This window comes from Kitasatospora sp. UYEF31 (assembly GCF_057291755.1).
Genome location: NZ_JBXAWK010000058.1, coordinates 1 through 24513, shown reverse-complemented (window position 1 = coordinate 24513; position 24513 = coordinate 1). Strand labels below are relative to the sequence as shown.

Below are 24513 nucleotides of genomic sequence, written 5' to 3'. Positions count from 1 at the left end.
CTGAACCTTTTGTGGCATTCCACTTCGCAGGCCGCGACGCCCTGCCTACGCCGCTGCCTTCTGCGTTTCCTCGTGGTTGTTCTCCTCCGCGCCCACCGCGACAGTCCTGCGCTTGGAGTACCAGACCGCGCCGACGATCACCACGACCGCGAAGAGCGCGATCGCGACCCGCAGCCCGGTGTTGGCGTGTTCGCCGATGGTCAGTTTCACGATCGCCGGGGCGATCAGCAGCGAGACCAGGTTCATCACCTTGAGCAGCGGGTTGATCGCCGGGCCCGCGGTGTCCTTGAACGGGTCGCCGACGGTGTCGCCGATGATGGTCGCCTCATGCGCGGCGCTGCCCTTGCCGCCGTACTTGCCGTCCTCGACCATCTTCTTCGCGTTGTCCCACGCGCCGCCGCTGTTGGCGAGGAAGACAGCCATCAGGGTGCCCGCGCCGATCGCGCCCGCGAGGAACGCGGCCAGTGGCGCGATGCCCAGCGCGAAGCCGACCGCGATGGGAGCCAGCAGCGCCAGCAGTCCAGGCGTGGTCAGTTCGCGCAGCGAGTCGCGCGTGCAGATGTCCACCACCCGCCCGTACTCGGGCTTTTCGGTGTAGTCCATGATCCCGGGATGCCTGCGGAACTGTTCGCGTACTTCGAACACGACCGCCCCTGCCGCCCGGGACACCGCATTGATGAGGAGCCCGGAGAACATGAAGACGACGGCCGCGCCGAAGATCAACCCGACCAGGTTGTTGGGTTGGGAGATGTCCAGGCTGAAGGCCAGCGCGGTCAGGTCGGACACCCGCACCAGGCCGACTTCGGCCTTCGCCGTCTGGACGGCGTCGCGGTATGAGCCGTACAGCGCCGTCGCGGCGAGCACCGCGGTGGCGATGGCGATGCCCTTGGTGATCGCCTTGGTGGTGTTGCCCACCGCGTCCAGCTCGGTGAGGACCTGCGCGCCCTCGCCCTCGACGTCGCCGGACATCTCCGCGATGCCCTGCGCGTTGTCGGCGACCGGGCCGAAGGTGTCCATCGCGACGATCACGCCGACGGTGGTGAGCAGGCCGGTCCCGGCCAGGGCCACCGCGAACAGCGCCAACATGATGATGCCGCCGCCGAGCAGATAGGCACCGTACACCGCGATACCGATCAGCACCGCGGCGTACACGGCCGATTCAAGGCCCAGTGCGACACCGGACAGGATGACCGTGGCCGGCCCGGTCAGTGATGTGGTGACGACATCCCTGACCGGGCGTCGGCTGGTCTCGGTGAAGTAGCCGGTGAGCTGCTGGATCACCGCGGCCAGGACAATACCGATCAACACGGCCACCAGCGCGAACACCCGCGGGTCGCCGCCGTGCTTGAGGATGTCCGGGTCGCCGAGGCCGTCCAGGTCGGCGAACGACGAGGGCAGGTAGAGGAAGGCGGCGACCGCCACGAGGGCCAGGGAGATCGCCGCGGAGATGAAGAAGCCGCGGTTGATCGCGCTCATCCCGCCGCGGTCGCCGGGCCTCGGATTGACGGTGTAGATCCCGACGACGGCGGTCAGGACGCCGATCGCCGGGACGATGAGGGGGAAGACCAGCCCGGCGTCACCGAACGCGGCCTTACCGAGGATGAGCGCGGCGACCAGGGTCACCGCGTACGACTCGAACAGGTCGGCGGCCATGCCCGCGCAGTCCCCGACGTTGTCCCCGACGTTGTCGGCGATGGTCGCGGCGTTGCGCGGATCGTCCTCCGGGATGCCCTTCTCGACCTTGCCGACGAGGTCCGCGCCGACATCCGCGGCCTTGGTGAAGATGCCGCCGCCGACTCGCATGAACATGGCGAGCAGGGCCGCGCCGAAGCCGTAGCCCTCCAGGACCTTGGGCGCGTTCTCCCGGTAGATCAGCACGACCAGGGCCGCACCGAACAGGCCGAGGCCGACGGTGAACATCCCGGCCACACCACCGGTCCGGAAAGCGATCCGGGTCGCGGCCTGGACGCGCTGCTCGCGGCTGCCGTCGTCGCGCGCCGCAGCTGCCACCCGGACGTTGCTGCGGACCGCCAGCCACATCCCGGTGTAGCCGGTGACGCCGGAGAAGATCCCGCCGACGAGGAAGAACACGGACCGCCCGATGCGCTCGTTCCAGCTCTCGGCCGGAAGCACCAGGAGGAGGAAGAAGACCACGACGGCGAAGATCGAAAGGGTGCGGAACTGACGCGCGAGGTACGCCGCCGCGCCCTCCTGGACGGCGCCGGCGATCTCTTTCATCCGATCGGTGCCCTCGCCTGCCGCGAGCACCTGTCGGACCAGGCCGGCGGCGACCGCGAGGGCGGCCAGTGCGATGACCGCGACGATCACGACATAGGTGAGGTTGCTTCCGGATACGGACACTTCAACATCGGCTGCCAGTGGGGTGTAGTGGGGCCCGGACATGCGCTTCCTCCTAGGAGGGTGCTGAATTTCCCGTGGCTGTTGGGCACTACTGGTGACTGGTGCAGTGACGCGTGGTGCGACGGTGCACCCGAAAGAACTGGAGTGTATGCAAGTGATCATGATCACACCAGACATTCAGGGTGATCATGATGAATCGTCAGTGAATCGGGATCTTTCGCAGCCGTTCCCGGTCCGGGTCTTGGACATCAGACCGTTCCAGGGCAGACAAAAACGCCGGGCGGCGGGAGCCGACCGGCGTTCGAGTGCTTCGTTTGTTATGAGTTCTTCGTGCGGAGAAGGTCAGGGCGCGGTCTTCAGCTCGGACGGCCAGGACATCCGGATCACCGAGCCGTCGACGCCGTTGCGCACATCCAGATCGTCGACCAGGCCGAGGATCACCGCGAGGCCCATGTCAGCCTCACCAAGATCGAGGGTCGCGACGGCCTGCACACCCGGACTGTCACCGCTGCCGTTGACCGACACCGCGGCTGTGGACCAGCCACCCGACACCGGGGCGTCCGGTTGTGGAACCCCGTCGTGGACTTCAACGGAGAACCGGCCGCCCACCTCGTTCAGGAAAACGGTCACCGGCTGCTCGCCGCCGACCTCCTGGGAGAGACCCACCGCGCGGGAACAGGCCTCACCGACCGCGAGGCGGACCTCGTCGAGCACTGACTCGGCGACACCGGCCCGTCGCGCGACCGCGGCGGAGACCAGTCGCGCCGTACGAACATGTTCGGGCAGTGCGCTGAAGCGCAGCTCGACGATGGCCATCGTTCCCCCAGCCGTACGTGCTGCGGACCCACCCCGCGCAGAGAAACACAGAGCGAGGCGGACGCAATCAAGGTTTCGTGTCGGCGGGCGGCTGCCGACGGTTCTGTTTCCAGCATGCCCGAAGCGGCGTGGCGACCCTGATAGCCGGTCACCATGCCGCTTCCAGCTGTCAGTCCGTCGCCGCGACGGCCTCGGCCACCGACGGGTAGATCGGGAAGACCTTCGTCAGACCGGTGATCCGGAAAATCTTCAAAATTCGTTCTTGTGTGCACACCAAACGGAGCGAACCCTCATGGGCACGCACCCGCTTCAGTCCACCGACCAGCACGCCGAGCCCCGTGGAGTCCAGGAAGTCGACACGTTCCATGTCTACAACCAGGTGGTAGTTCCCGTCGTTGACGAGCTCCACCAATTGCTCACGAAGCTTGGGTGCGGTGTACACATCGATCTCGCCGCCCACCTCGACGACCGTACGGTCGCCCTCGGGCCGGGTCGAAAGGGACAGGTCCACGGATCCTCCAGCACCTTGCGCGTTCGAGCGGTCGCCCCCCTATGGATCGGCAGCCGCCATGGCATTCAACCACTTATGCACGGTGGGGGACGATGGATCCCTGAGCTTTTCGCCCACCTCAGTGCCACACTGGTGCACGATGCCGCCGAGTCCCCGCCCCCCGCACACCGTGTTGGACCGCCTACTGGCGGGCACAACACGACCCGAACGGGTGACATACGTTCACCGCATACCCTCCAGAGTGGGACGAAACACTGATTGGCCCACGTGGGCTCGGTCAGAAGTGGTAGAGGCTTTTCAGTCCCAAGGAATCACTCGTCCGTGGGAACACCAGATCCGCGCGGCGAGCCTCGCGGCGTCCGGCCGGTCGGTCGTTTTGTCGACCGGGACCGCCTCAGGCAAGTCGCTCGCCTACCTGCTGCCGGTGCTCAGCGCCCTCCTCGACGGCACCGAAGCGCCCAGCGGGCGCGGCGCGACCGCCCTCTACCTCTCCCCCACCAAGGCCCTGGCGGCCGATCAGCTGCGCGCGGTGAACACCCTCCGCGGCCACGGCACGGGTCTGGACGCCGTACGGGTCGCCACACACGACGGCGACACCCCCACGGATGTCCGCAAGTGGATCCGCAACCACGCCGCGTACGTCCTCACCAATCCGGACATGCTGCACCGCTCCCTGCTGCCCGGACACCGAGCGTGGTCCTCCTTCCTGAAGAACCTGAAGTACGTGGTGATCGACGAATGCCACACCTACCGGGGTGTCTTCGGATCCCACGTGGCGCAGGTGCTGCGGCGGCTGCGGCGACTGTGCGCCGCCTACGGCTCGGACCCGGTCTTCATCCTGGCCTCAGCCACCGTGTCGGACCCGGCGGTGTCGGCCGCCCGGCTGACCGGGCGTGCCGTGGTCGCGGTGGACGAGGACACCTCCCCGCGCGGCGAGACCCTCATGGCCCTGTGGGAGCCGCCGCTGACCGACCGGGTCGGCGAGCACGGGGCACCCGTGCGCCGTACCGTGACCGCCGAAGCCGCCGACCTGCTCGCCGACCTGGTCCTCGACGGCGCCCGTACGATCGCCTTCATGCGCTCCCGGCGGGCCGCCGAGGTCGTACAGGTGCTGGCCCGCGACCACCTGGCGAAGGTGAGCGAGGAACTGGCCGGGCGGGTGGCCACCTACCGCTCCGGATATCTGCCCGAGGAACGCCGGGAGCTGGAGCGCGCGCTGCACGACGGCCGGCTGCTCGGCGTCGCCGCGACCAGCGCCCTGGAGATGGGCGTGGACGTGTCGGGCCTCGACGCGGTGCTGATCGCCGGGTACCCGGGGACGCGCGCGTCGCTGTGGCAGCAGGCCGGGCGGGCCGGGCGCGCGGGTCAGGGGGCGCTGGCGATCCTCATCGCACGGGACGATCCGCTGGACACCTTCCTGGTCCACCACCCCGAGTCGCTGTTCGAACGCCCCGTCGAGGCGACGGTGCTCGACCCGGACAACGCGTACGTCCTGGCCCCACACCTGTGCGCGGCGGCGGCGGAACTGCCGTTGACGGAGGCCGACCTGGAACTGTTCGGCCCGGTGGCACCGGAGCTGCTGCCGGGTCTGGTCCGCCGCGGGCTCCTACGCAAGCGCGCTGTACTGGCCCCCCGCTCGAAGCCGGACGGTTCGGCGCCCGCCCGCCCGTCGCCCGCCACCGCCCCTATCGGAAGTCGCTGTGCTCCCCCACCTGCGCTCCGCCCCGGCGTGGGCGGCACCCGGCCTCGCGGGGAAACCATGACCGCCTGGTACTGGACCAGCCGCGAGCGGGCCACCGACCTCACCGACATCCGCGGCGCGGGCGGCGCGGCCGTACGCATCGTCGAAGAGGACACCGGACGGCTGCTCGGCACCGTCGACGGAGCGGCGGCCCCCTCGGCCGTGCACCCGGGCGCGGTGCACCTGCACCAGGGCGCGACCTACCTGGTCCGCGAACTCGACCTGGCGGACGACGTCGCGCTCGTCCGGGCCGCGGAGCCGGACTACACGACCAGTGCCCGTGAGACGACCGACATCCGGATCCTGGCGGAGTCCCGCGCCGAGGACTGGGGTCAGGCCCGGCTGTGCTTCGGCACGGTCGAAGTCACCCACCAGGTGGTCTCCTTCCAGCGCCGACGGATCATCACCGGCGAGATCCTGGGCGAGAAGAAGCTCGACATGCCGCCGCGCACTCTGCGCACCCGCGCGGTGTGGTGGACGATGACGCACGACCAGGTCAAGGAAGCCGGCATCGACATCACCGAGCTGCCGGGGTCCGCACACGCCGCCGAACACGCTTCGATCGGCCTGCTCCCACTGTTCGCCACGTGCGACCGCTGGGACATCGGCGGGGTTTCCACGGAACTGCACCCGGACACCGGGCTGCCCACCGTGTTCGTGTACGACGGGCATCCGGGCGGCGCCGGCTTCGCCGAACGCGCGTTCACCGTGGCGGAGGCCTGGCTCACCGCGACGATGGAGGCCGTCGAGGCGTGTGAGTGCGAGTCCGGGTGTCCGAGCTGCGTGCAGTCCCCCAAGTGCGGCAGCGGCAACCTGCCGCTGGACAAAGCGGGCTCGGTGCGCCTCCTGAAAACACTGCTCGCCGGTATCCGCTGAGCCGGTATTGGGGTTCGCGGGGCGCCCGATGATGGGCACAGCGTCCCGGAAACCCCAAGACCGTCTCAGCCTGGGCCCGGAACCACGGGCCCCGCGCGGGCCGGCACCCGCGCCGCACCGAACCGGCTGAGCGCGCCCGCCAACGGCACCTCGGCGATCACGTCCACGAAGTCCCCATCGACCTGACAGGTCGTCAACTGTGCTCCTTGGTCGGCTGCGACGGCGCGGGCCACAGCACAGGCAGCCTCCACCCCGTCCACCGTCCGGTCCGCCGCCGCGAGTGCCGCGAGGTCGGCCGCCGCTCCGGCCTGATGCCGGGCGGCGACTACTCCGCCGACGGCGAGCGCGCCGCCCGCCAAAAACAACAGAGCCAAGGACCACATCGCCGTCCAGACCGTGGCCGAACCACGGTCCCCGCCGTAGCGATCCCGGGGTTTCCGGGCCACTGTGAACACCACTGGCCGGCCGGCGGACCCCAAGACCGCTACTCGGACCACGCTTGCTCCGCCGCCGCCACCGCTGTGGAGCCGACGGTGAAGCGCAGCCCGGACAACAACGGCCCCGGCGGGTGGATCTCGACCCGAACCCGCACCCGGACCAGCTCCCGGTCCGCCGACACCTGAACCGACGCTCCGTCAGGAGCCGCCTGCCGCGCGGCCCCGGCGCTCGCCGCCGCCGGTTCGCCCCGGGCCGCAGACCGCGCGCCGGCCCGCGCCGCGTCCACACACTGGATGTGCGCGACAGCCGCACTGATCCCGGTGATCAGCATCAGGACCAGCACCACCAGCGAGGGAACGGCAACGGCAGTCTCCGCGGTGACGTATCCGGAATCCCCACTCCGGTCAGAACGAGACATGCAGTGCCTTGGTGATGATCCCGCTGAGCGCGGTGCTGACCGCGCTGCTGGTGACGACCTTGTACAAAACGGCGCCGAAGGCCACCGCGGCGACCGTGCCGACTGCGTATTCGGCCGTGGTCATACCGCCGTCCTGGCGCAGGTAGCGGACAAGTCGGCGCAGGCTGAACCGGGCCCAGCAGAACCGGCGGACGAGCTGGGCGGTGATGACAGTCATTGATTTCCTCCAGTGAGTTCAGCTGTGCGGGATCAGGTGTGTGCGAACAGAACGGCGCCAAGACCGGCCACGACCGGGAACACGCCGATGAGCAGGAAGGCGGGAAGGAAGCACAACCCCAGCGGGACAGTGGCGAGCACGGGCACCCGCCGGGCCGCCGCGGTCCTGGCCCGGTGCCGGGCCGCGCGTTGTGCGTCGGCGAGCCGGACGGCGGCGTCCGCCAGGGGAATCCCGGAGTCCGCGGAGCGGGCCAGCGCCCGGCCCAGCGGAGCGAGTCCCGGCTCCGCCGCCAGCCGGTTCCAGACTGCGGCCGGATCGCCGCCGAGCCGCAGCGCGGCGACCACCGGGCGCAGTTCGGCGGCGAGCGGTCCGTCGAGTGCGTCCGCGACCGCCTCGGCCGCGTCCGCCGGCGCCCGGCCCGCGAGCAGGCACGCGGCGAGCAGGTCGGCGGCCACCGGCAGGTCGCGGCCCAACCTGGCGTTGCGGTCCCGCACCGCGCGCGGTTCGAGGCGGGCCAGGCGGCGGTCCAGAAGCACAAAGACGACCGGTGCGGCGAGGATTCCTGTGGGGGCGCCGAGGAAAAGCGCAGCCGCCAGCGCCGCCAGTCCGGCGGCGAACCGCCGCTTTGCCGCCGGAAGAGCTGCCGATGAGCGTACGGAACCACTTGCCCGATCAGCCTGGTGACACTTCATCAGCCGGTCGACCCGGCTCCGGAAATCCGCCGCCGGAAGCCAGCTGCCGACTGCCAGCGCGGCCAGCAGACCTGCCCCCGCCGGACCGAGCCAGGCAGTTGCCGTCATCACGTTCACGCTTCCTCCTGGTCCGCGAGCCGGTCGGTCCAGACCGTGCCGACGGCGATCAGCAGCAGCCCGAGGGCCAGACAGGCGATGCCGTACGGGGTCCGCAGCAGCACATGTGCCGGATCCGCGCCCAAGCCCGTGCCGAGCAGCACGCCGAAGGCGGGCAGGACGGCCAGCAGCCGGGCGGTGGAGCGGGCTCCGGCCAGTTCACTGTCGATCTCCTGCCGGGTGTCGTCCTCTGCGCGCAGCCCGGAGGCGATCCGGTCGAGGGCGGGGGCGAGGCCACCGCCGCTGTCCGCGGCGACCCGCCAGCAGGCGGCCACCCGGCGCAGCCCGCCGGCTCCGGGGGTAGCGCCGGCCTGGTCGAGGGCGGCGGGGATGTCCCCGCCGATCCGGGCGACCGCCACAGCTTCGGCGGCGACGGCGGCAGCACCGGGCGGCACTGCTTCGACCGCACCGGCCAGTGCTTGCGCGGGGGTGCGTCCGGCGCGTAGTTCGGCGGCGAGCGCGGTGCACAGTTCGGCGGTGCCGGTGCGCAGCAGCGCGGCGTCCCGCAGTTTCGCCCGGCGGGCCCGCTGCCAGCCGAGGTAGAGCGCGGCGGGCACCGCGAGCAGCGCGGGGACAGGGGTGTGGAGGACAACGCCGGCGGCCGTCCCACCCCCGAGCGCCAACAGGACAGTGCGGTGCTGGGAGTTGTCGGGCAGTCGCCGGGGCGGGGACGGCGGCCGTTGGAGCCGGTGCAGTCGCCGGTGTACGGGTCTGCCGAGGAAAACCCACACCGCACAGGCAGCAAGCAGGGCAGCCAGCAGGGTTGCGGTCACGGCGTCAGAGGTCATGGCGTCGGAGGTCACGGCGTCCACCACCCCGACAGCCGGGTGGCGAGCTTGCGGTGTCCGGGTCCGGCGCGCAGGATTCCCGTACGGTCGGCGAAGACCGCGGGCACCGGGTGGACGAGCCCGGCCTGGTCGCGTTCCAGGATGTGGATCTCGGCGACGCGGCGCAGTCCGTCGCGGTCGCGGACCACGTGCACGACCAGGTCGAGGGCTGAGGCCAGCTGACTGTGCAAGGCGGTGCGGCCGAGCCCGGCCAGCGCGCCCAGCGCCTCCAGGCGGGCGGGGACGTCGGCGGCCGAGTTCGCGTGCACGGTGCCGCAACCACCTTCGTGCCCGGTGTTCAACGCCGAGAGTAGATCGGTGACTTCGGCCCCTCGGACCTCGCCGACGACCAGTCGGTCGGGGCGCATCCGCAGGGCCTGCCTGACCAGATCACGCAGGGTGATTTCGCCGGCACCTTCAACATTGGGTGGCCTCGCCTCAAGACGCACCACATGCGGATGACGCGGCGTCAGTTCGGCGGAGTCCTCGACCAGGACAAGCCGTTCGGCCGGGTGCGCGGTCCCGAGCAGCGCTGCCAGCAGGGTCGTCTTGCCCGTACCGGTTCCGCCACTGACCAGGAAGGCCGCGCGGGCTGCCACGACAGCACGCAGGAGGTCGGCGCACGCCCCGGGAAGCATCCGCGACCTGACCAGTTCGCCGAGGGTGAAGGCGGTCCGCCGGGGCACCCGCAGCGACAGACAGGTGCCCCGGACCGCAAGGGGTTTGAGGACCGCGTGCAGCCGCGTGCCGTCGGACAGCCGGGCGTCGACGTACGGCGATGAGTCGTCGAGGCGGCGCCCCGCGCCGGTGGCCAACCGCTGCGCGAGCCGCCGTACGGCATCGTCGTCGGGGAAGACCACGGTGGTGCGTTCGGGCCCCGCGCCGCGGTCCACCCACACCTCGTCGGGTGCGTTCACCAGGACGTCGGTGACCTTCGGATCGCGCAGCAGTGCTTCGAGCGGCCCCGCCCCGGTGATCTCCGCGCGCAGCACCCGGACCACCGCGAGCACGGCTTCGTCACCGAGCACCCGTCCTTCGGCGCGCAGCGCGGCGGCGACCGCCGCGGGGGTGGCTGGCTGTCCGCTGTGCGCGAGCCGGTTGCGGACGGCCTGGACGAGGTCGGATTCGTCGCTCGAGGACAGTGCCGTACGGACCGGCAGGCCGGCGCGGACCGCGAGGGCCGGGCGCGCGGACGGCACCACGGGCGCGTTGCGCTGGTAGGTGACAAATGGACTGCCCAGGGTGCTGGCCGGGCCGTCCGGACGCCGGGTGGGAGGGGAGACAGGCACACTCATGCCGCCCGGCTCCTCTCGTCGGGCATCGCGCAGCCGGCGAGGAACCCGCGGCAGAACTTCCCGAGCGGACTGCGGGCCCGCGTGCCGGGCACCTCCCCGCGCTCGACCGCCTGGGCGAGTTGCGGTTCGGGACGCAGTTCCCCGGCCAGCGGGATCTTGAGGTCGTCGGCGATCTGCTCCGCGGTCGCCCCGGCCGGCACCGGCCCCCTGACCACCACCCGCAGGTCGCGGACGACCGGGCGCAGCCGCCGGACCACCTGGGCCGCGCCCGCGATCGACCGGGACTGGGCGGGGACGACGATCAGCGCGGTGCCGCACTGGGCGACTGCTTCCTCGGAGACGGGGTCGAGGTGCCTGGGCGCGTCCACCACGACCATGTCGTGGCGGCGGCGGACAGCGGAGACGACCGACCGCATGGCGTCCGCCGGGACGTCGGCCGTCTCGCCGCGGTCCCAGGAGAGGACCGTCAGGTTGTGCAGGTGCGGGAGCGCGTCGGCCAGCGCGCCACCGTCGACCCGGCCCCTGGCCCCGGCGAGGTCGGGCCAGCGCAGCCCGCCGGTCTTCTCGCCGCCGAGCAGGACGTCGATGCCGCCGCCGAGCGGGTCGACGTCGATCAGGCCGACGGCCAGGCCGTCCCGGGCGGCGGTGACGGCCAGTGCGCACGCGAGGGTGCTGGCCCCCGCTCCACCGCGGCCTCCCAGGACGGCCACCCCGACGGCGCCCGGTCCGCTGCCGTCGGAGAGGTCGGCGAGGCGGTCGATCAGCCAGCCTTCGGCGTCGGGCAGGAACACGACGTGCTCCGCGCCGACGGCCACCGCCCGGCGCCAGATGTCGCCGTCGTCGAGGTCACGGCCGAGCAGGATCACTCCGGGCCGGCGGGCCGGTGTGTGCCGGGCGAGAAGTTCGGACAGGTCGTCGCCGACGACGACCAGCGGTGCGGAGTTCCAGGAGGCGTGTGCGGCCGGGGCGTTGGTCTGCACTTCGGGTTCGATGCCGACGACGGCGCACAGCCGCAGCAGGTCGTCGAGCAACTGCGGATCGTCGGTGGCCAGGAGTGGGCGCGGGACCGGAGACGGTCTGGAACGCACGATTGGTGACAGCGGCATTGGTCTTCCCCGTCGGACGGTTCCTCCGTACCGGACCGGCCGCATTCGACCGGCCCCGCGGAGGGTGCATCCACCGTGACGTGTGAACTTCGCTGGTCCCGCCGAGTGATTGCCGCCCTGTGGACAACTCGGGGGTGTGGATAACTATTTACTTCGTTCGGGGGATCGCGCCGGGGCAGGAAGGTCTGCTCACTGCACCGCCGGACCGCTCACCACGAAGGAGCGTTCGGGTCAGCGACGCGTTCAGGTCAGCGACGCGTCCGGGTCAGCGACGCGTTCGGGTCAGCGGCGCGGCGGGCACGAAGAGTCGTCAACCGGGGGTCGCGGCGTGGGCGGAGCAGCAGCCGCGGAAACCTGACGGGCTGTGGCACCGATGTGCGAGGACGCTCAGCCGACCGACGGTGTCGCATGACCGGGAGACTGCACCGGCCTTCACCCAAAAGGCGTTTGGACATGCGACGACCCCCGCCGGGGGGGAGAGCGGGGGTCGTCTTCCACGGTCCGACTCGGGGGGGAGGAGCCGAACCGGGTTAGCACGGTCGCGAACGATCCGTGACTTCCAGGATGTACCCGAGGGGCTGCGCAAGCAAACCCACGGCGTCAACTTTACGCCGAATGGCTGCCTCTATCGTGGTATCCGTGGAAAACCACGATGCTCTGTCACGGACCGCTGCCTTCTTCGACCTCGACAAGACCGTCATCGCCAAATCAAGCGCGCTGGCCTTCAGTCGCAGCTTCTATCAGGGCGGCCTGATCAACCGCCGGGCCGTACTGAAGAACGCGTACGCCCAGTTCGTCTTCCTGGTCGGCGGCGCCGACCACGACCAGATGGAACGGATGCGCGAATACCTCTCCGGCCTCACCCGGGGCTGGGACGTCCAGCAGGTCCGGGAGATCGTCGCCGAGACCCTGCACGACCTGATCGACCCGCTGATCTACGACGAGGCCGCCTCGCTGATCGAAGAGCACCACGCCGCCGGGCGGGACGTGGTCATCGTCAGCAGCTCCGGCGCCGAAGTGGTCGAACCGATCGGCGAGATGCTCGCCGCGGACCGGGTGGTCGCCACCCGGCTCCAAGTCGAGGACGGCCGCTACAACGGGAAGATCGACTACTACGCCTACGCGGAGAACAAGGCGATCGCGATCCGCGAGCTGGCCGAATCCGAGGGCTACGACCTGTCCCGCTGCTACGCGTACAGCGACTCGGTCACCGATCTTCCGATGCTCCTGGAGGTGGGACATCCGTACGCGGTGAACCCCGACCGGGGCCTGCGCAAGGAGGCGACCGCCCGCGGGTGGCCGGTCCTCGTGTTCAGCCGGCCGGTTTCCCTGCGGCAACGCGTGCCCACCCTCTCCGTGCCGTCGCGGCCGGTCCTGGCGGCCACCGCGATCGGCGCGGGAGCGGCCGTGGGTGGCTTGATCTGGTACGCCGCGAAGCGGAGGCGATAGCCCTGTGGCGGCCCGTCCGATCCGGGCCCAAAGGTAAAGATCTTGAGCCAGGGGTTCCGTTCACCTGGCCATCGCGACTACAAAGGCAAGTAGCGGCCCGCACGACAGCGTGAGAAATCACAGCAGCCGTACGGACTGAAGCGCAACGATCGGGAACCCACGCGCGACCGACCCTCGTCGGGGTCGACGCGTCGGAGAACCGGGGTAGTGAAGCGTCGCTTTCGGGCCACGCCGCACACCAGCCCCGGGCCGGCCCGTCACTGTGGTGCACGCACTGGTACCCCGCTCAACGCGCCAAACGGCGGCGTCTCCTCAACGGAGACGCCGCCGTTCCAGTTTTCTTTTCCGGATCGGAACGCGACTTCCTCCGCTCCACTCCGAGTAGCCGTAATCCTCAGACTGCGCCTTCGGCGCCACAGACTCCGCCTGGGGCGCTGCGCTACATGCCGCGCATGATGGCTTCGCAGACCGCGACGCTCTCGCGGGCTCCGATGACCACCGCGTCGGCGCAGTGGCCGATCCAGGCGGCGAGGCCTTCGGGTGTGCCGGAGAGATAGCCGTCCAGCGCCTCCTGGTAGGCCGTGACCCCCAGGTCCAGGTGGCCGACCTCGGGCACGGTCACGCCCTTGGGGTCCAGGCCGCGGGTCTGGAGCACAAGCCGCTGGGCGGCGCGCGCCACGGCGGGACTACCCCACACGAACGGCGTCAGGGCGAGGATCTCGCCGTGCACGATCGCCGCGACGACGAGCGCCGGGGCGTCGCTGGGCGCGGCGAGCAACTGGACCAGGCCGTCGAGCCGGGCGGTCACTTCGCCGGGGGCCGGAAGCACGGCGGGGGCGGGGCCGCCGCCGGTCACCTTCTCGCCCGCGTGCCGCGGGCGGCCGATGGCCTCCGCGTCGAGCACATCGGCGGCAGTCAGCAGGTGCAGCCGGGCCAGTACCTGGGTGGGACTGGCCCGCCAGGTCGTACGGAGTTCAGCCAGTTCGGCCGACACCCGCAGTGCCCCGGAGACCACCGCGCCCTCGGGGTCGGCTGAGTAGTCCGTACGCCGGCGGATCTCCTCAAGGGACCAGTCGGCGCCGTCGAGCGCGGCGGAGGCGCGGGCTCCGCGCAGCGCGGACTCCGCGGCGATGTCGGGGCTGCGGCGGCGCATCGTGCGGTGGCCGTACAGCCCGTCGACGGCCGTGCGCGCCGCCTCGACACGGTCCTGGACGCCGGGCAGCGCGGCGACGGCCGCGAAGGGATCAGTGCTCACGCCAGCCGACCCTACGCGTCCCTCCGGCACCTCCGGGAACCTCCCCCGACAAGCACACTCTGATTTGACATGACTACATACAGCGACTGATGATTTGAAAACGATTATCAGGTCCGGAATGACCGGAAACGAGAGGTCCCTCCATGAAGATCGCCTTCGTCGGCAAGGGCGGCAGCGGCAAGACCACGCTGTCGTCCCTGTTCATCCGGCACCTCGCCGCCTCGGGCCTGCCGGTCACCGCGGTCGACGCGGACATCAACCAGCACCTGGGTGTGGCGCTCGGGCTCGACGAATCCGACGCCGCAAAAATCCCCCCGATGGGCGGGCAACTGCCCGCCATCAAGGAGTACCTCCGCGGTGCCAACCCGCGGATCGCCTCGGCGGGCGAGATGGTCAAGACCACCCCGCCGGGCCGCGGCTCCAACCTCATCACGGTGACCGGGGACAACCCGATCCACGCCGCGTGCGCCCGGGAACTGCCCGAGGGCATGCGGCTCATGGTCACCGGTCCTTTCGAGGACGACGACCTCGGGGTCGCCTGCTACCACTCGAAGGTCGGTGCGGTGGAGCTGTACCTCAACCACCTGGTCGACGGCGCGGGCGAGTACGTCGTCGTGGACATGACGGCCGGCTCCGACTCCTTCGCGTCGGGCCTGTTCACCCGGTTCGACAAGACGTTCCTGGTCGCCGAGCCGACCCGGAAGGGCGTCAGCGTCTACAAGCAGTACAAGACGTACGCCCGGGACTGGGACGTGTCGTTGAGCGTCGTCGGCAACAAGGTGCAGGGCCAGGACGACCTCGACTTCCTGCGTGATCACGTCGGCGACGACCTGCTCACGTGGGTCGGCCAGTCGGCATTCGTGCGTCAGCTTGAGAAGGGGCGCTCCCCCGCGTTCGACCAGTTGGAACCGGAGAACCGCGCTCCGCTGGGCTCGATGCTGGAGGCGGTCGACGCCACCTACGACCAGCGCGACTGGCGGCGTTACACCGAGCAGATGGTCGAGTTCCATGTGAAGAACGCGCACAGTTGGGCCAACGCGAAAGCGGGCGTGGACCTGACCGGGCAGGTCGACCCGGAATTCATCCTGGGGCCGGTCGCCGCGCGGGCCTGAAAGCAGGGCAGAAGCAGGGCAGGGCAGCGCAGTGCAGGGCAGAAGCAGCGCAGGCCTGAAGCAGAGCGGTGCTGAAAACCAAAAGGAACAAGACCTTCGCGTACGGATTTGCCGTACGCGAAGGTCTTGTTCCTTTTGCCCACGTCAGATCAGCAGCTCGGATCAGTCACGCCGGGCCGGCTCCAGCGCGGCCGGGACCGCTGCGTTCGTCGTACCCGCGGGAGCGCCGTTACCGGGCTGGCTCTGGAAGGACGCCGGGAATACGGTCGCCCAGTTGGGGGCCTGTCCTATCGGCAGCCCCTGCAACTTGGCGATAACAGCCGGGTCCTGCGCGTCCAGCCAGTCGGCCAGCTGGCGGAAGGAGACGCACTTGACGCCGTCCTTCTTACAGACCGTCTTGGCCGTGTTCTCAACGGCGTTCATATAGATGCCGCCGTTCCACGACTCGAAGTGGTTGCCGATGACCACCGGCGCGCGGTTGCCGTTGTAAGCCCGGTTGAAGCCGCCGGTGAACATGTCGGTGGCCTGCTTCTCCCAGGCGGGGAAGTTCGACGGGTCACCCTTGCCCTCTTTGCCGCCCTGTGTGTTGAACATCAGGTTGTAGTCCATCGACAGCGTCTCGAACGCCCGCCCGGGGAACGGCATCGACTGCAGGGACACGTCCCAGATGCCGTCCTTCTGCTTCGGCCAGACCTGCGTTCCGTTGCCCGAGGTGTCGTACCGCCAGCCGAACTGCTTCGACGCGGTGATCAGGTTCTTCTGCCCCTCCAGGCACGGGGCCCGGCTGCCGATCAGTTCCTTCTTGTAGTCGAAGGGGAACGGCGGCAGGTCCTTGAGCGTGGGGTTGTTCGTCTTCCACGTCTCGACGAACTTGACCGACTGGTCGATCTCGCTCTTCCACTCCGCCGGCGACCAGTCGCCCCCGCCCTTGGGGCCGCAGAAGTGGCCGTTGAAGTGGGTGCCGATCTCGTTGCCCTCAAGCCAGGCCGGGCCGATCTGCTGGATCGTCAGTTTGACGTTCTCGTCCGTCAGCATGCCGACGTCTTGAGCGCCGGTTTTGTGCTGCGGCGGGTTGTACAACCCCAGCTTGTTCTCCGGCAGCACATAGAGACCGGTGAGGAAGAACGTCATGTTCGCGTTGTTGTCCCTGCCCACCTTGCGGAAGCGTTCGAACAGACGCTTGTTGACCTGCTCCCCCGCCCCGTCCCAGGAGAACACCACAAACTGCGGCGGCTTCTCGCCCGGCTTCAGCTTGACCGGCTTGTTGTAGCCGAACGGGTCGGGCTGCGGACCGGTGTCGGCGGTGGAACCGTCGCCGATCAGTCTCTCGGGGCGTTTACTGTCGCCGCCCTTGTTGTCGTCCTTACCCGGCGAAGCTGACGCAGGTTTGTTCGTCGACGCTCCGCCCTTGCCGTCGTCCTTCGCGAACACCACAAATCCGATGGCGGCGAGGACTGCGACGACGACCAATACGGCGGCACCGCGAACACTGCGCACAGTTCACCTACTTCCACGAGGAATTTCCCGGTCCCGGGCAGACCGAAGAGAACCTGCTGTACTGGATCACACGCACGCCCGTGTCCAGTGGTTGCGTGGACCGGACAAAGACCGGACAAATCCGGTCCGGTAGCTGACCGAACGGACACGCTACTTCCACGGACGCGTGTGTGAATACCACATGATCAAGCCTACGCTCCAGATGTCAGGAAGCTGTGAGGCGTGCGGCACGGCAAGTCGGCACAAGCGTGAAGCGACGGCGCGTCACTCCTCCGTACGGCTCTGTCCCGTACGGCTCTGTCCCGTACGGCCCTGTCCCGTACGGGACTCTTCCGCCCGCGCCTATTCCGCGGCGGGCTGCCCGGCGAAGGCGATCTGTCCGCCGTACATGCCCATCACGCAGGTGAACCGCAGCGTCCCCGGGCTCCGGACGCCCAGATCGATCGTGGTCTCGCCGGTCGCCGGGAGCAACCGCTGGACACCCTCCCCGGGGATGACTACCGCACGGGTGCACCCGTACAGGTCGGTTGAGCGGAACACGAGCACGGTGTGCACCCCGGCGCGGGCGGCGACCTTAGCCGGCGAATATCCCTTGCTTCCCGCGCGGACGGTCACTGTCTGTACGCCGTCAGCGCCGACGGACGCGGCCGTGCGGTCGACGCCCGCCGAGGAGTCCGGCGTGTACCAGCCCCCCACCCGCAGGCCGGACATCGCCGTCCACACCGCGACGGCGAGGACCAGGACGCCGACCATCCGGGTGAGCCGTCCCCGCAGCACACGTGATGAGGCGTCAATCGCCCAGCCGAGTGCCGCGGACAGCGGCACCGTGCCGAGCACGAAAGCGGCCATCACCGCCGCGCCGGTCAGCGCGTCGCCGGACGCGACCGCGACCAGTTCCATGCTCAGGGTCACCCCACAGGGCAGCAGCACGGTCGCCGTGCCGAGCGCGGCGGGGCGGAACCAGGACGGTGTGCCGTCGGCCCGCCGCACCCGCGCTGCGACCGCCGCGGGCATCCGCGGCACAAGGCGGCCGATGCCCGGGACGCCGAGCATGTCGAGGGCGAAGAAAACCATCAGCGCGGCGGCGGAGAGCAGCAGGACCGCACGCACGGACGGTGACGGCTGGACAAGCGACCCGGCGAGCCCGAACAGGGCACCCAGGAGTGTGTGCGCCACCAGTTTGGCTCCGAGGAACGCGGTGAGCGTACGGACCGCATGCGTCCTCGTGTCCACCTGGAGGGTGCTGACGGACCCACAGCCCGACACCGGTCCCACACAAGCCGACCGGGGTTCACCCACCGGGCGCCGACCGATCGCACTGGCGAGCAGTCCGCCCTGGACGACGGCACAGGACGCCCCGCCGGCCAACAGACCGGCGCCCAGCCCCGTGCTCACCGCGGTGACCAACTCCACTGGAACCTCCCCCACGACGCGTGCGGATGGCACGCATGCCATGGGGATGACTACCCAGCGTGGTTGATCGACAAGTCCGGCGCTCGCATCCGGGCGTTGTGCGCCCCCACAAGCCAATGCACGCCCGTTACGGAAGAGCCCTGTTCGAGTTTCACCCGTATGCATGCGGGTTTTTCACTCGTTCAGCCGCATTTTTTACGTTTCGAAAAGGCTAGCGTTACGGTAATCAAAGAATCACCCGGCGTGATTTTTACGCTTCGCGCAGCGGCTCCACCCCATAGCCGTCTCGCACCCGCTAAGTGCACGCAATCACGCGATTAGCGGGAAACCGCGCAGAACCCCGCCACACCCCGGAAGCCACCCGCCCACGGTCCCTTTGGAGGACCGTGGCCGCCCGCCCGGAGGAGACCCGGTTCCATGAGCACCGCCCAGCCTTCCCCGACGCAGCCTGCCGCTTCGCCGCACGCGGGCGCAGTCGCCGCCACCGAACCCGAACACACATACGCCGCAGACCCCGAACCGCCGCCCGCGGCGCAACCCAGCCGCCTGGACAACCTGCGCGCCGACTTCGGCGCGTCGCTTGTCGTCTTCCTCATCGCGATCCCGCTGTCCCTGGGGATCGCCCTGGCCGCCGGGGCGCCGCTGACCGCCGGTCTGATCGGCGCCGCCGTCGGCGGTCTGGTCGTCGGAACCCTAGGCGGTGCGCCCTTCCAGGTCAGCGGCCCCGCTGCCGGGCTTTCCGTGATCGTCGCCGGCCTGGTGCACAGCTACGGCTGGCAGGTCACCTGCGCCATCACCGTGGCCGCCGGAGCACTGCAGATCGTGCTCGGCCTCACCCGCATCGCCCGGTCGGCCCTCGCCCTGTCACCCGCCGTCGTACACGGCATGCTCGCCGGCATCGGCCTGGTCATCACACTGTCCCAGCTGCACGTCGTCCTCGGCGGCACCCCCCAGAGCTCGGCGACGGCCAACCTGCGGCAGTTGCCCGCCCAGTTGGCCGTCCACCGGCCGGCCGCGATAGCGATCGGGCTGGTCACCGTGGCCCTGCTGCTCGTCTGGCCGGCGTTGGCCAAGCGGGGGCTGCTCGGCCCGCTGCGGCGCGTACCGGCAGCGCTGGTCGCGGTCACCCTGGCGACGGTCGCCGCCGTGGTCCTGGGGCTCGACGTCGACAAGGTCCGTCTGCCGTCCGCCGCGCTCACCCTGCCGACCCTCCCCACCGGGCACGCCTGGTCGGCCCTGGCCGGCGCGGTGCTGACGGTGGCGGTGGTCTCCGGTGTCGAGACCCTCGTGTCCGCCGTCGCGGTGGACCGCATGCACCAGCGGCCGCGCGCCCACCTGAACCGCGAACTGGCCGCACAGGGTGCCGGGAACATCGTCTCCGGGCTCCTCGGCGGCTTCCCGGTGGCCGGTGGCGCGATCAGGTCCAGCGCCAACGTCCGCGCCGGTGCGGCCACCCGGGCCGCGACCGTGCTGCACGGCGCGTGGATCCTGCTGTTCGCCGGGCTGCTCGGCGGCCTGATCGAACAGATCCCACTGGCCGTACTCGCAGCTCTGGTCATGGTCGTCGGCATCAGGATGGTCGACCTGACCCACATCAGGCACGTCCACCGGCACCGCGAATTCCTCGGCTACCTGGCCACCGTCCTCGGCGTGGTGCTGCTCGGCGTGCTCGAAGGCGTCCTGCTCGGCCTGTTCGTCAGCGGCGTCACCGCCCTGCTGCGGCTCAGCCGGGCGACCGTGCACACCTACGAGCGCGGCGGCACCATCCATGTGGACGTGCACGGCTCGCTGACCTTCCTGTCCGTCCCCCGGCTGACCCGCGCCCTGGACAACCTCCCGGACGGACGGCACGTCTGCCTCGGCCTGACAGTCGACTACCTCGACCAGGGTGCGTTCGAGACCGTGCACACCTGGCGGCACGGATACACCAGCCGGGGCGGCACGGTCGAAGTCGAGGAAGCACACGGCGACGGCTACCGGCAGGCGGTGGCGGGCACCCCCGGGCAGGACAAGGTCCCGCTGACCCCGTCAGCCCGCTGGTTCGCCCCCTGGTGGCACTGGCAGGAGTTCACCGCCCACCACCCACTGGAGGCGGGCGCCCGGGAGTTCCAGCACCGCACCGCACCGCTCATCCAGCCGTTCCTCCAGCGCCTCGCACTGGAGGGGCAGAAACCCGCCCAGCTGTTCATCACCTGCGCCGACTCGCGACTCGTCCCGAACGTGATCACCGCGAGCGGCCCCGGCGACCTGTTCACCGTCCGCAACGTCGGCAACCTCGTCCCCCGCCGGGACATCGCGTACGACGGCGACAAGGTGACCATCCACGCCGACCACTCCGTCGGGGCGGCGATCGAATACGCGGTCTCGATCCTGGGTGTGCGCAGCATCACGGTCTGCGGCCACTCCGGCTGCGGCGCCATGCAGGCGCTCCTCGACCAGGTGTCCCCCGCAGCTTCCGGTCACCACCCGCACACTCCGGACCTGGACCGCTGGCTGCGCAACGGACGCAGCACGATGGAGCGGTTCACCGGCGGCCCGCCGCCGACACTGTGCGGCGAACAGCTGCCACCGACTGAGGCGCTCTGTCTGACCAACGTGCTTCAGCAACTGGACAACCTGCGGGCGCACCCGGCTGTCCGGACCGCGGTCGACGCAGGCCGACTCCGGTTGTTCGGGCTGTACTTCGACCTCGCGTCGGCGCAGATGTACATGTACGACGCGGTCGACGACACCTTCACCCCGATGGGTGGTCCGGTGCCGGCCGCGGTCGCCGACGGCGGGCGTTGCGGGCTCACCCCCGGGTCGGCGCCGGTCTCCGTCCCGATGTGCGGGCAGGTCACCGGACCGGCGTAGCCGGGTCGTCGGGCAACGTTGATCATTTGTTGACCGCCCGCACAGATACGCTCCGGAGCGGGTCCGGCGGCCACCGGCCGTGGGGTCCGCTCCGACTTGTCTGGCACAGAGGTCTAAACCAATTCTTATGGACCTCTTGTCAGCGCCGCCCATCCCTGATGAGCTACGCCGGAGACATCCCTGCCATCGGCAGGACCAACAAGCCTCGGCCCCTCGGAGGAACTGGCGTGAGCAACGACGTACCGGCTACGGAAGCCCTGTCGAACCTGCTGAAGGAGGAACGGCGCTTCGCACCTCCGGCCACGGTCAGCGCGAACGCCAACGTCACCGCCGAGGCGTACGCCCAGGCCGACGCCGACCGGCTCGGCTTCTGGGCCGAGCAGGCCCGTCGGCTGACCTGGGCGACCGAGCCGACCCAGACTCTGGACTGGTCGAACGCCCCGTTCGCCGAGTGGTTCGCCGACGGCGAGCTGAACGTCGCGTACAACTGCGTCGACCGGCACGTCGAAGCCGGCAACGGCGACCGGGTGGCGATCCACTGGGAGGGTGAGCCCGGCGACTCCCGCACCATCACGTACGCCGACCTCCAGCGTGAGGTCTCCAAGGCCGCCAACGCGCTGACCGCACTCGGCGTCGAGACCGGCGACCGGGTCGCGATCTACCTGCCGATGATCCCCGAGGCCGTCTTCTCAATGCTGGCCTGCGCCCGCATCGGGGCCCCGCACAGCGTGGTCTTCGGCGGTTTCTCAGCCACTGCGGTGTCCTCCCGGGTCGAGGACGCCGACGCGAAGATCATCATCACCGCCGACGGTGGCTACCGGCGCGGCAAGCCGTTCGCGCTCAAGCCGACCATCGACGAGGCCGTGGAGTCCTGCCCGGACGTGCGCAACGTCCTGGTCGTCCGGCGTACGGGTGAAGAGACCGCGATGACCGAGGGCCGCGACGTCTGGTGGCACGACGTCGTCGACGCCCAGCCGGACGTCCACACGCCGCAGCCGTTCGCGGCCGAGCACCCGCTGTTCATCCTCTACACGTCCGGCACCACGGGTAATCCCAAGGGCATCCTGCACACCTCCGGCGGCTACCTGACGCAGGTCTCGTACACCGCACACGCGGTGTTCGACCTCAAGCCGGAGACCGACGTCTTCTGGTGCACCGCCGACGTCGGCTGGGTCACCGGACACTCGTACATCGTCTACGGCACCCTCTCCAACGGGGCCACGCAGGTCATCTACGAGGGCACACCCGACAGCCCGCACCAGGGCCGCTGGTGGGAGACCGTGCAGAAGTACGGCGTCACCATCCTGTACACGGCGCCGACGGCGATCCGTACGTGCATGAAGTGGGGCGACGACATCCCCGCGAAGTTCGACCTGTCGTCGCTGCGCATCCTGGGCAGCGTCGGCGAGCCGATCAACCCGGAAGCCTGGATGTGGTACCGGAAGAACATCGGCCACGACAACTGCCCGATCGTCGACACGTGGTGGCAGACCGAGACCGGCGGCATGATGATCGCCCCGCTCCCCGGTGTGACCGCGACCAAGCCGGGCTCCGCGCAGCGCGCCCTGCCCGGCATCGTCGCCAAGGTCGTGGACGACACCGCGACCGAGGTGCCGAACGGCGGCGGCGGCTACCTTGTCCTCGCTGAGCCGTGGCCGGCCATGGCCCGCACCATCTGGGGCGACGACGCGCGGTTCGTCGAGACGTACTGGTCGCGTTTCGAAGGCCTGTACTTCGCCGGTGACGGCGCCAAGAAGGACGAGGACGGCGACATCTGGCTGCTCGGCCGGGTCGACGACGTGATGCTCGTGTCCGGGCACAACATCTCCACCACCGAGGTGGAGTCGGCGCTGGTGTCGCACCCGAAGGTGGCCGAATCCGCGGTGGTCGGCGCGACCGATCCGACGACCGGTCAGGCCATCGTCGCGTTCGTGATCCTGCGCGGCACCGCTTCCGAGGACGACTCCACCGTCGAGGAGCTGCGCGCCCACGTCGGCAAGGTGCTCGGCCCGATCGCCAAGCCGCGGCAGATCATGATCGTGCCGGAGCTGCCCAAGACCCGGTCCGGCAAGATCATGCGCCGCCTGCTCCGCGACGTGGCCGAGAACCGCGCGCTGGGTGACGTGCAGACGCTGACCGACTCCTCAGTGATGTCGCTGATTCAGGGCAAGCAGTCGGGCGCGGCTTCGGAGGACTGAGAACCGCCGGGGGGGTGGGGGCGTGAAGGGGAGATAAAGAACATCAGTTACGTTCCCCTCACGTCCCCCGCCTTTTTCGGAGCTCTCCATGTCGCGCCGCACTCCCCGAATACCCGCCGTACGCCGGGGACTCGTCGCCGCCTGTCTGGGGCTCGCTCTGGCCGCGACAGGCTGTGGTGACGAAGCCGCCAGCAAGGACACGAAGGCGGCGCCGAGCAGCGCCGCACCGGCCGCCACAGGCAGCCCGGCACCTGCCGCGAGTCCTTCCGTACCGCCTTCGCCGACTGGTCCGCCGCCGGCCACGAAGCCCGCCGGGCCGTTCCAGCAGTGGACGGACATCCGGAAGTCCGGTGGCAGCACCGTCCGCCTGACGACCCTGCACGGGCCCAAGTCGGACGTGACGCTGAAGGTGTGGGTGTGGACCCCGCCGGAGTACGACGACCCGAAGTACGCGAGCAGCACCTTCCCGGTGCTGATGGTCTACCCCGGCGGCAGCGGGGCCGGGTACAACACCTGGGCAGGGGCCGAGCTGGACCTGGCCGCGCAGGTCAACGCCCTGTCCCAGGAGAAGAAGTCGCACCCGTTCATCCTCGTCATGCCGGCGATGCAGCTCGCCGAGAAGCAGGAGACCGAGTGCATGGACATCCCCGGCCAGCCGAAGGTGGGGACCTTCCAGGCCGAGGACGTCCCGGCGATGGTCCGGGCGAACTTCCGGGTGCCCACCGGACGCGACGGCTGGGGTGTGATGGGCGCGTCCTCGGGCGGCTTCTGCGCGATGCACCTGGCCTTCAACAAACCGGACCTCTTCAAGTCCGCGGCCGGCATCGGCGCGTACTTCACCGGTGACTCGAAGCTGCTGAAGGGCAACGAGCAGTTCCGCGACTCGATCAGCCCGGCGACGCTGGCCGGGAAGGGCACCGTGGACACGAACCTGCTGCTTGTGTTCGGCGAGAAGGAAGCCGAGGAGAACCGGGTGCTGAACAACTTCCTGCCGAAGGTGAAGCCGCCGGTGAAGGTGGAGAAGTACAGCAACCCGGGCGGTCGGCACCTGACGAAGGACTTCAAGCTGGCAATCCCGAAGGTGCTGGACTTCTTTACGAAACAGTTGGCTGGGCCGACGCCGGCTCCGTGACCACGCGGGGTGGTCCGCCGGGGGTCCGGGGGGTCGACCCCCGGGCAGACACAGCACGAAACAGTTGGCTGGGCCGACGCCGGCTCCGTGACCACGCGGGGTGGTCCGCCGGGGGTCCGGGGGGTCGACCCCCGGGCAGACACAGCACGA

General features: G+C 69.9%; 19 protein-coding genes. 6 read left to right on the top strand and 13 right to left on the bottom strand.

Annotated elements, in window-relative coordinates; genetic code table 11:
- Positions 1-45: 45 nt before the first annotated feature.
- The 3 genes from AC0Z36_RS23940 to AC0Z36_RS23930 form a co-directional block, all read right to left on the bottom strand.
- Positions 46-2403, bottom strand: coding sequence for a sodium-translocating pyrophosphatase (locus AC0Z36_RS23940; RefSeq protein ID WP_485465089.1), 2358 nt, complete (start codon positions 2401-2403; stop codon positions 46-48).
- 300 nt (positions 2404-2703) lie between these two features.
- Positions 2704-3177: an ATP-binding protein gene (locus tag AC0Z36_RS23935; RefSeq protein ID WP_485465088.1), complete on the bottom strand. Its 474-nt coding sequence runs from the start codon at positions 3175-3177 to the stop codon at positions 2704-2706.
- Positions 3178-3346: 169 nt separating this feature from the next.
- Positions 3347-3688 (bottom strand): STAS domain-containing protein, encoded by a 342-nt coding sequence (locus AC0Z36_RS23930; protein WP_485465087.1) that lies wholly within the window; start codon positions 3686-3688, stop codon positions 3347-3349.
- Between the two features lie 58 nt (positions 3689-3746).
- On the opposite strand from AC0Z36_RS23930, the gene AC0Z36_RS23925 reads away from it, so the two are divergent.
- Complete coding sequence (locus tag AC0Z36_RS23925; RefSeq protein ID WP_485465086.1) at positions 3747-6305, top strand: DEAD/DEAH box helicase; 2559 nt, start codon at positions 3747-3749, stop codon at positions 6303-6305.
- 65 nt (positions 6306-6370) lie between these two features.
- On the opposite strand, the gene AC0Z36_RS23920 is transcribed toward AC0Z36_RS23925, so the two are convergent.
- Genes AC0Z36_RS23920 through ssd form a run of 7 tightly spaced genes read right to left on the bottom strand, consistent with a single transcriptional unit; the run spans position 6371 to position 11454 of the window.
- A complete protein-coding gene (locus AC0Z36_RS23920; protein ID WP_485465085.1) occupies positions 6371-6751 on the bottom strand; it encodes an Rv3654c family TadE-like protein in 381 nt (126 codons plus the stop codon).
- Between the two features lie 38 nt (positions 6752-6789).
- Complete coding sequence (locus AC0Z36_RS23915; RefSeq protein ID WP_485465084.1) at positions 6790-7161, bottom strand: TadE family type IV pilus minor pilin; 372 nt, start codon at positions 7159-7161, stop codon at positions 6790-6792.
- The gene (locus AC0Z36_RS23910) at positions 7148-7378 is read right to left on the bottom strand and encodes a DUF4244 domain-containing protein (protein ID WP_485465083.1); all 231 of its coding nucleotides are present in this window, start codon (positions 7376-7378) and stop codon (positions 7148-7150) included. The genes AC0Z36_RS23915 and AC0Z36_RS23910 overlap by 14 nt, the downstream gene beginning before the upstream one ends.
- Before the next feature lie 32 nt (positions 7379-7410).
- Positions 7411-8178 carry a type II secretion system F family protein gene (locus AC0Z36_RS23905; protein WP_485465099.1) on the bottom strand — a complete coding sequence of 256 codons (768 nt, stop codon included), beginning with the start codon at positions 8176-8178 and terminating at the stop codon, positions 7411-7413.
- Positions 8179-8183: 5 nt separating this feature from the next.
- Positions 8184-9029, bottom strand: coding sequence for a type II secretion system F family protein (locus tag AC0Z36_RS23900; RefSeq protein WP_485465082.1), 846 nt, complete (start codon positions 9027-9029; stop codon positions 8184-8186).
- Positions 9026-10348 (bottom strand): TadA family conjugal transfer-associated ATPase, encoded by a 1323-nt coding sequence (locus AC0Z36_RS23895; RefSeq protein ID WP_485465081.1) that lies wholly within the window; start codon positions 10346-10348, stop codon positions 9026-9028. Before AC0Z36_RS23895 ends, AC0Z36_RS23900 begins: the two co-directional genes overlap by 4 nt.
- Entirely contained in the window at positions 10345-11454 is a 1110-nt protein-coding gene (ssd, locus tag AC0Z36_RS23890) for a septum site-determining protein Ssd (protein ID WP_485465080.1), read from the bottom strand. Before ssd ends, AC0Z36_RS23895 begins: the two co-directional genes overlap by 4 nt.
- Before the next feature lie 627 nt (positions 11455-12081).
- On the opposite strand from ssd, the gene AC0Z36_RS23885 reads away from it, so the two are divergent.
- A complete protein-coding gene (locus AC0Z36_RS23885) occupies positions 12082-12903 on the top strand; it encodes an HAD family hydrolase (protein WP_485465098.1) in 822 nt (273 codons plus the stop codon).
- Positions 12904-13342: 439 nt separating this feature from the next.
- Here the strand turns inward: AC0Z36_RS23885 and AC0Z36_RS23880 are convergent, their stop codons facing one another.
- Positions 13343-14158 carry a Fic family protein gene (locus AC0Z36_RS23880; protein WP_485465079.1) on the bottom strand — a complete coding sequence of 272 codons (816 nt, stop codon included), beginning with the start codon at positions 14156-14158 and terminating at the stop codon, positions 13343-13345.
- A gap of 143 nt (positions 14159-14301) precedes the next feature.
- Between AC0Z36_RS23880 and AC0Z36_RS23875 the strand changes: the two genes are divergently transcribed.
- Positions 14302-15270: an ATP-binding protein gene (locus AC0Z36_RS23875; protein WP_485465078.1), complete on the top strand. Its 969-nt coding sequence runs from the start codon at positions 14302-14304 to the stop codon at positions 15268-15270.
- 162 nt (positions 15271-15432) lie between these two features.
- Here AC0Z36_RS23875 and AC0Z36_RS23870 read toward each other — a convergent pair whose 3' ends face one another.
- Complete coding sequence (locus tag AC0Z36_RS23870) at positions 15433-16767, bottom strand: polysaccharide deacetylase family protein (RefSeq protein ID WP_485465077.1); 1335 nt, start codon at positions 16765-16767, stop codon at positions 15433-15435.
- A gap of 342 nt (positions 16768-17109) precedes the next feature.
- The gene (locus AC0Z36_RS23865) at positions 17110-18180 is read right to left on the bottom strand and encodes a sulfite exporter TauE/SafE family protein (protein WP_485465076.1); all 1071 of its coding nucleotides are present in this window, start codon (positions 18178-18180) and stop codon (positions 17110-17112) included.
- Positions 18181-18597: 417 nt separating this feature from the next.
- On the opposite strand from AC0Z36_RS23865, the gene AC0Z36_RS23860 reads away from it, so the two are divergent.
- The 3 genes from AC0Z36_RS23860 to AC0Z36_RS23850 all read left to right on the top strand — a co-directional run bounded on the left by AC0Z36_RS23860 (position 18598) and on the right by AC0Z36_RS23850 (position 24363).
- Positions 18598-21033: a SulP family inorganic anion transporter gene (locus AC0Z36_RS23860; protein WP_485465075.1), complete on the top strand. Its 2436-nt coding sequence runs from the start codon at positions 18598-18600 to the stop codon at positions 21031-21033.
- 158 nt (positions 21034-21191) lie between these two features.
- Positions 21192-23231 (top strand): acetate--CoA ligase, encoded by a 2040-nt coding sequence (gene acs / locus AC0Z36_RS23855; RefSeq protein ID WP_485465074.1) that lies wholly within the window; start codon positions 21192-21194, stop codon positions 23229-23231.
- 88 nt (positions 23232-23319) lie between these two features.
- Positions 23320-24363: an alpha/beta hydrolase gene (locus AC0Z36_RS23850; protein ID WP_485465073.1), complete on the top strand. Its 1044-nt coding sequence runs from the start codon at positions 23320-23322 to the stop codon at positions 24361-24363.
- Positions 24364-24513: the final 150 nt, after the last annotated feature.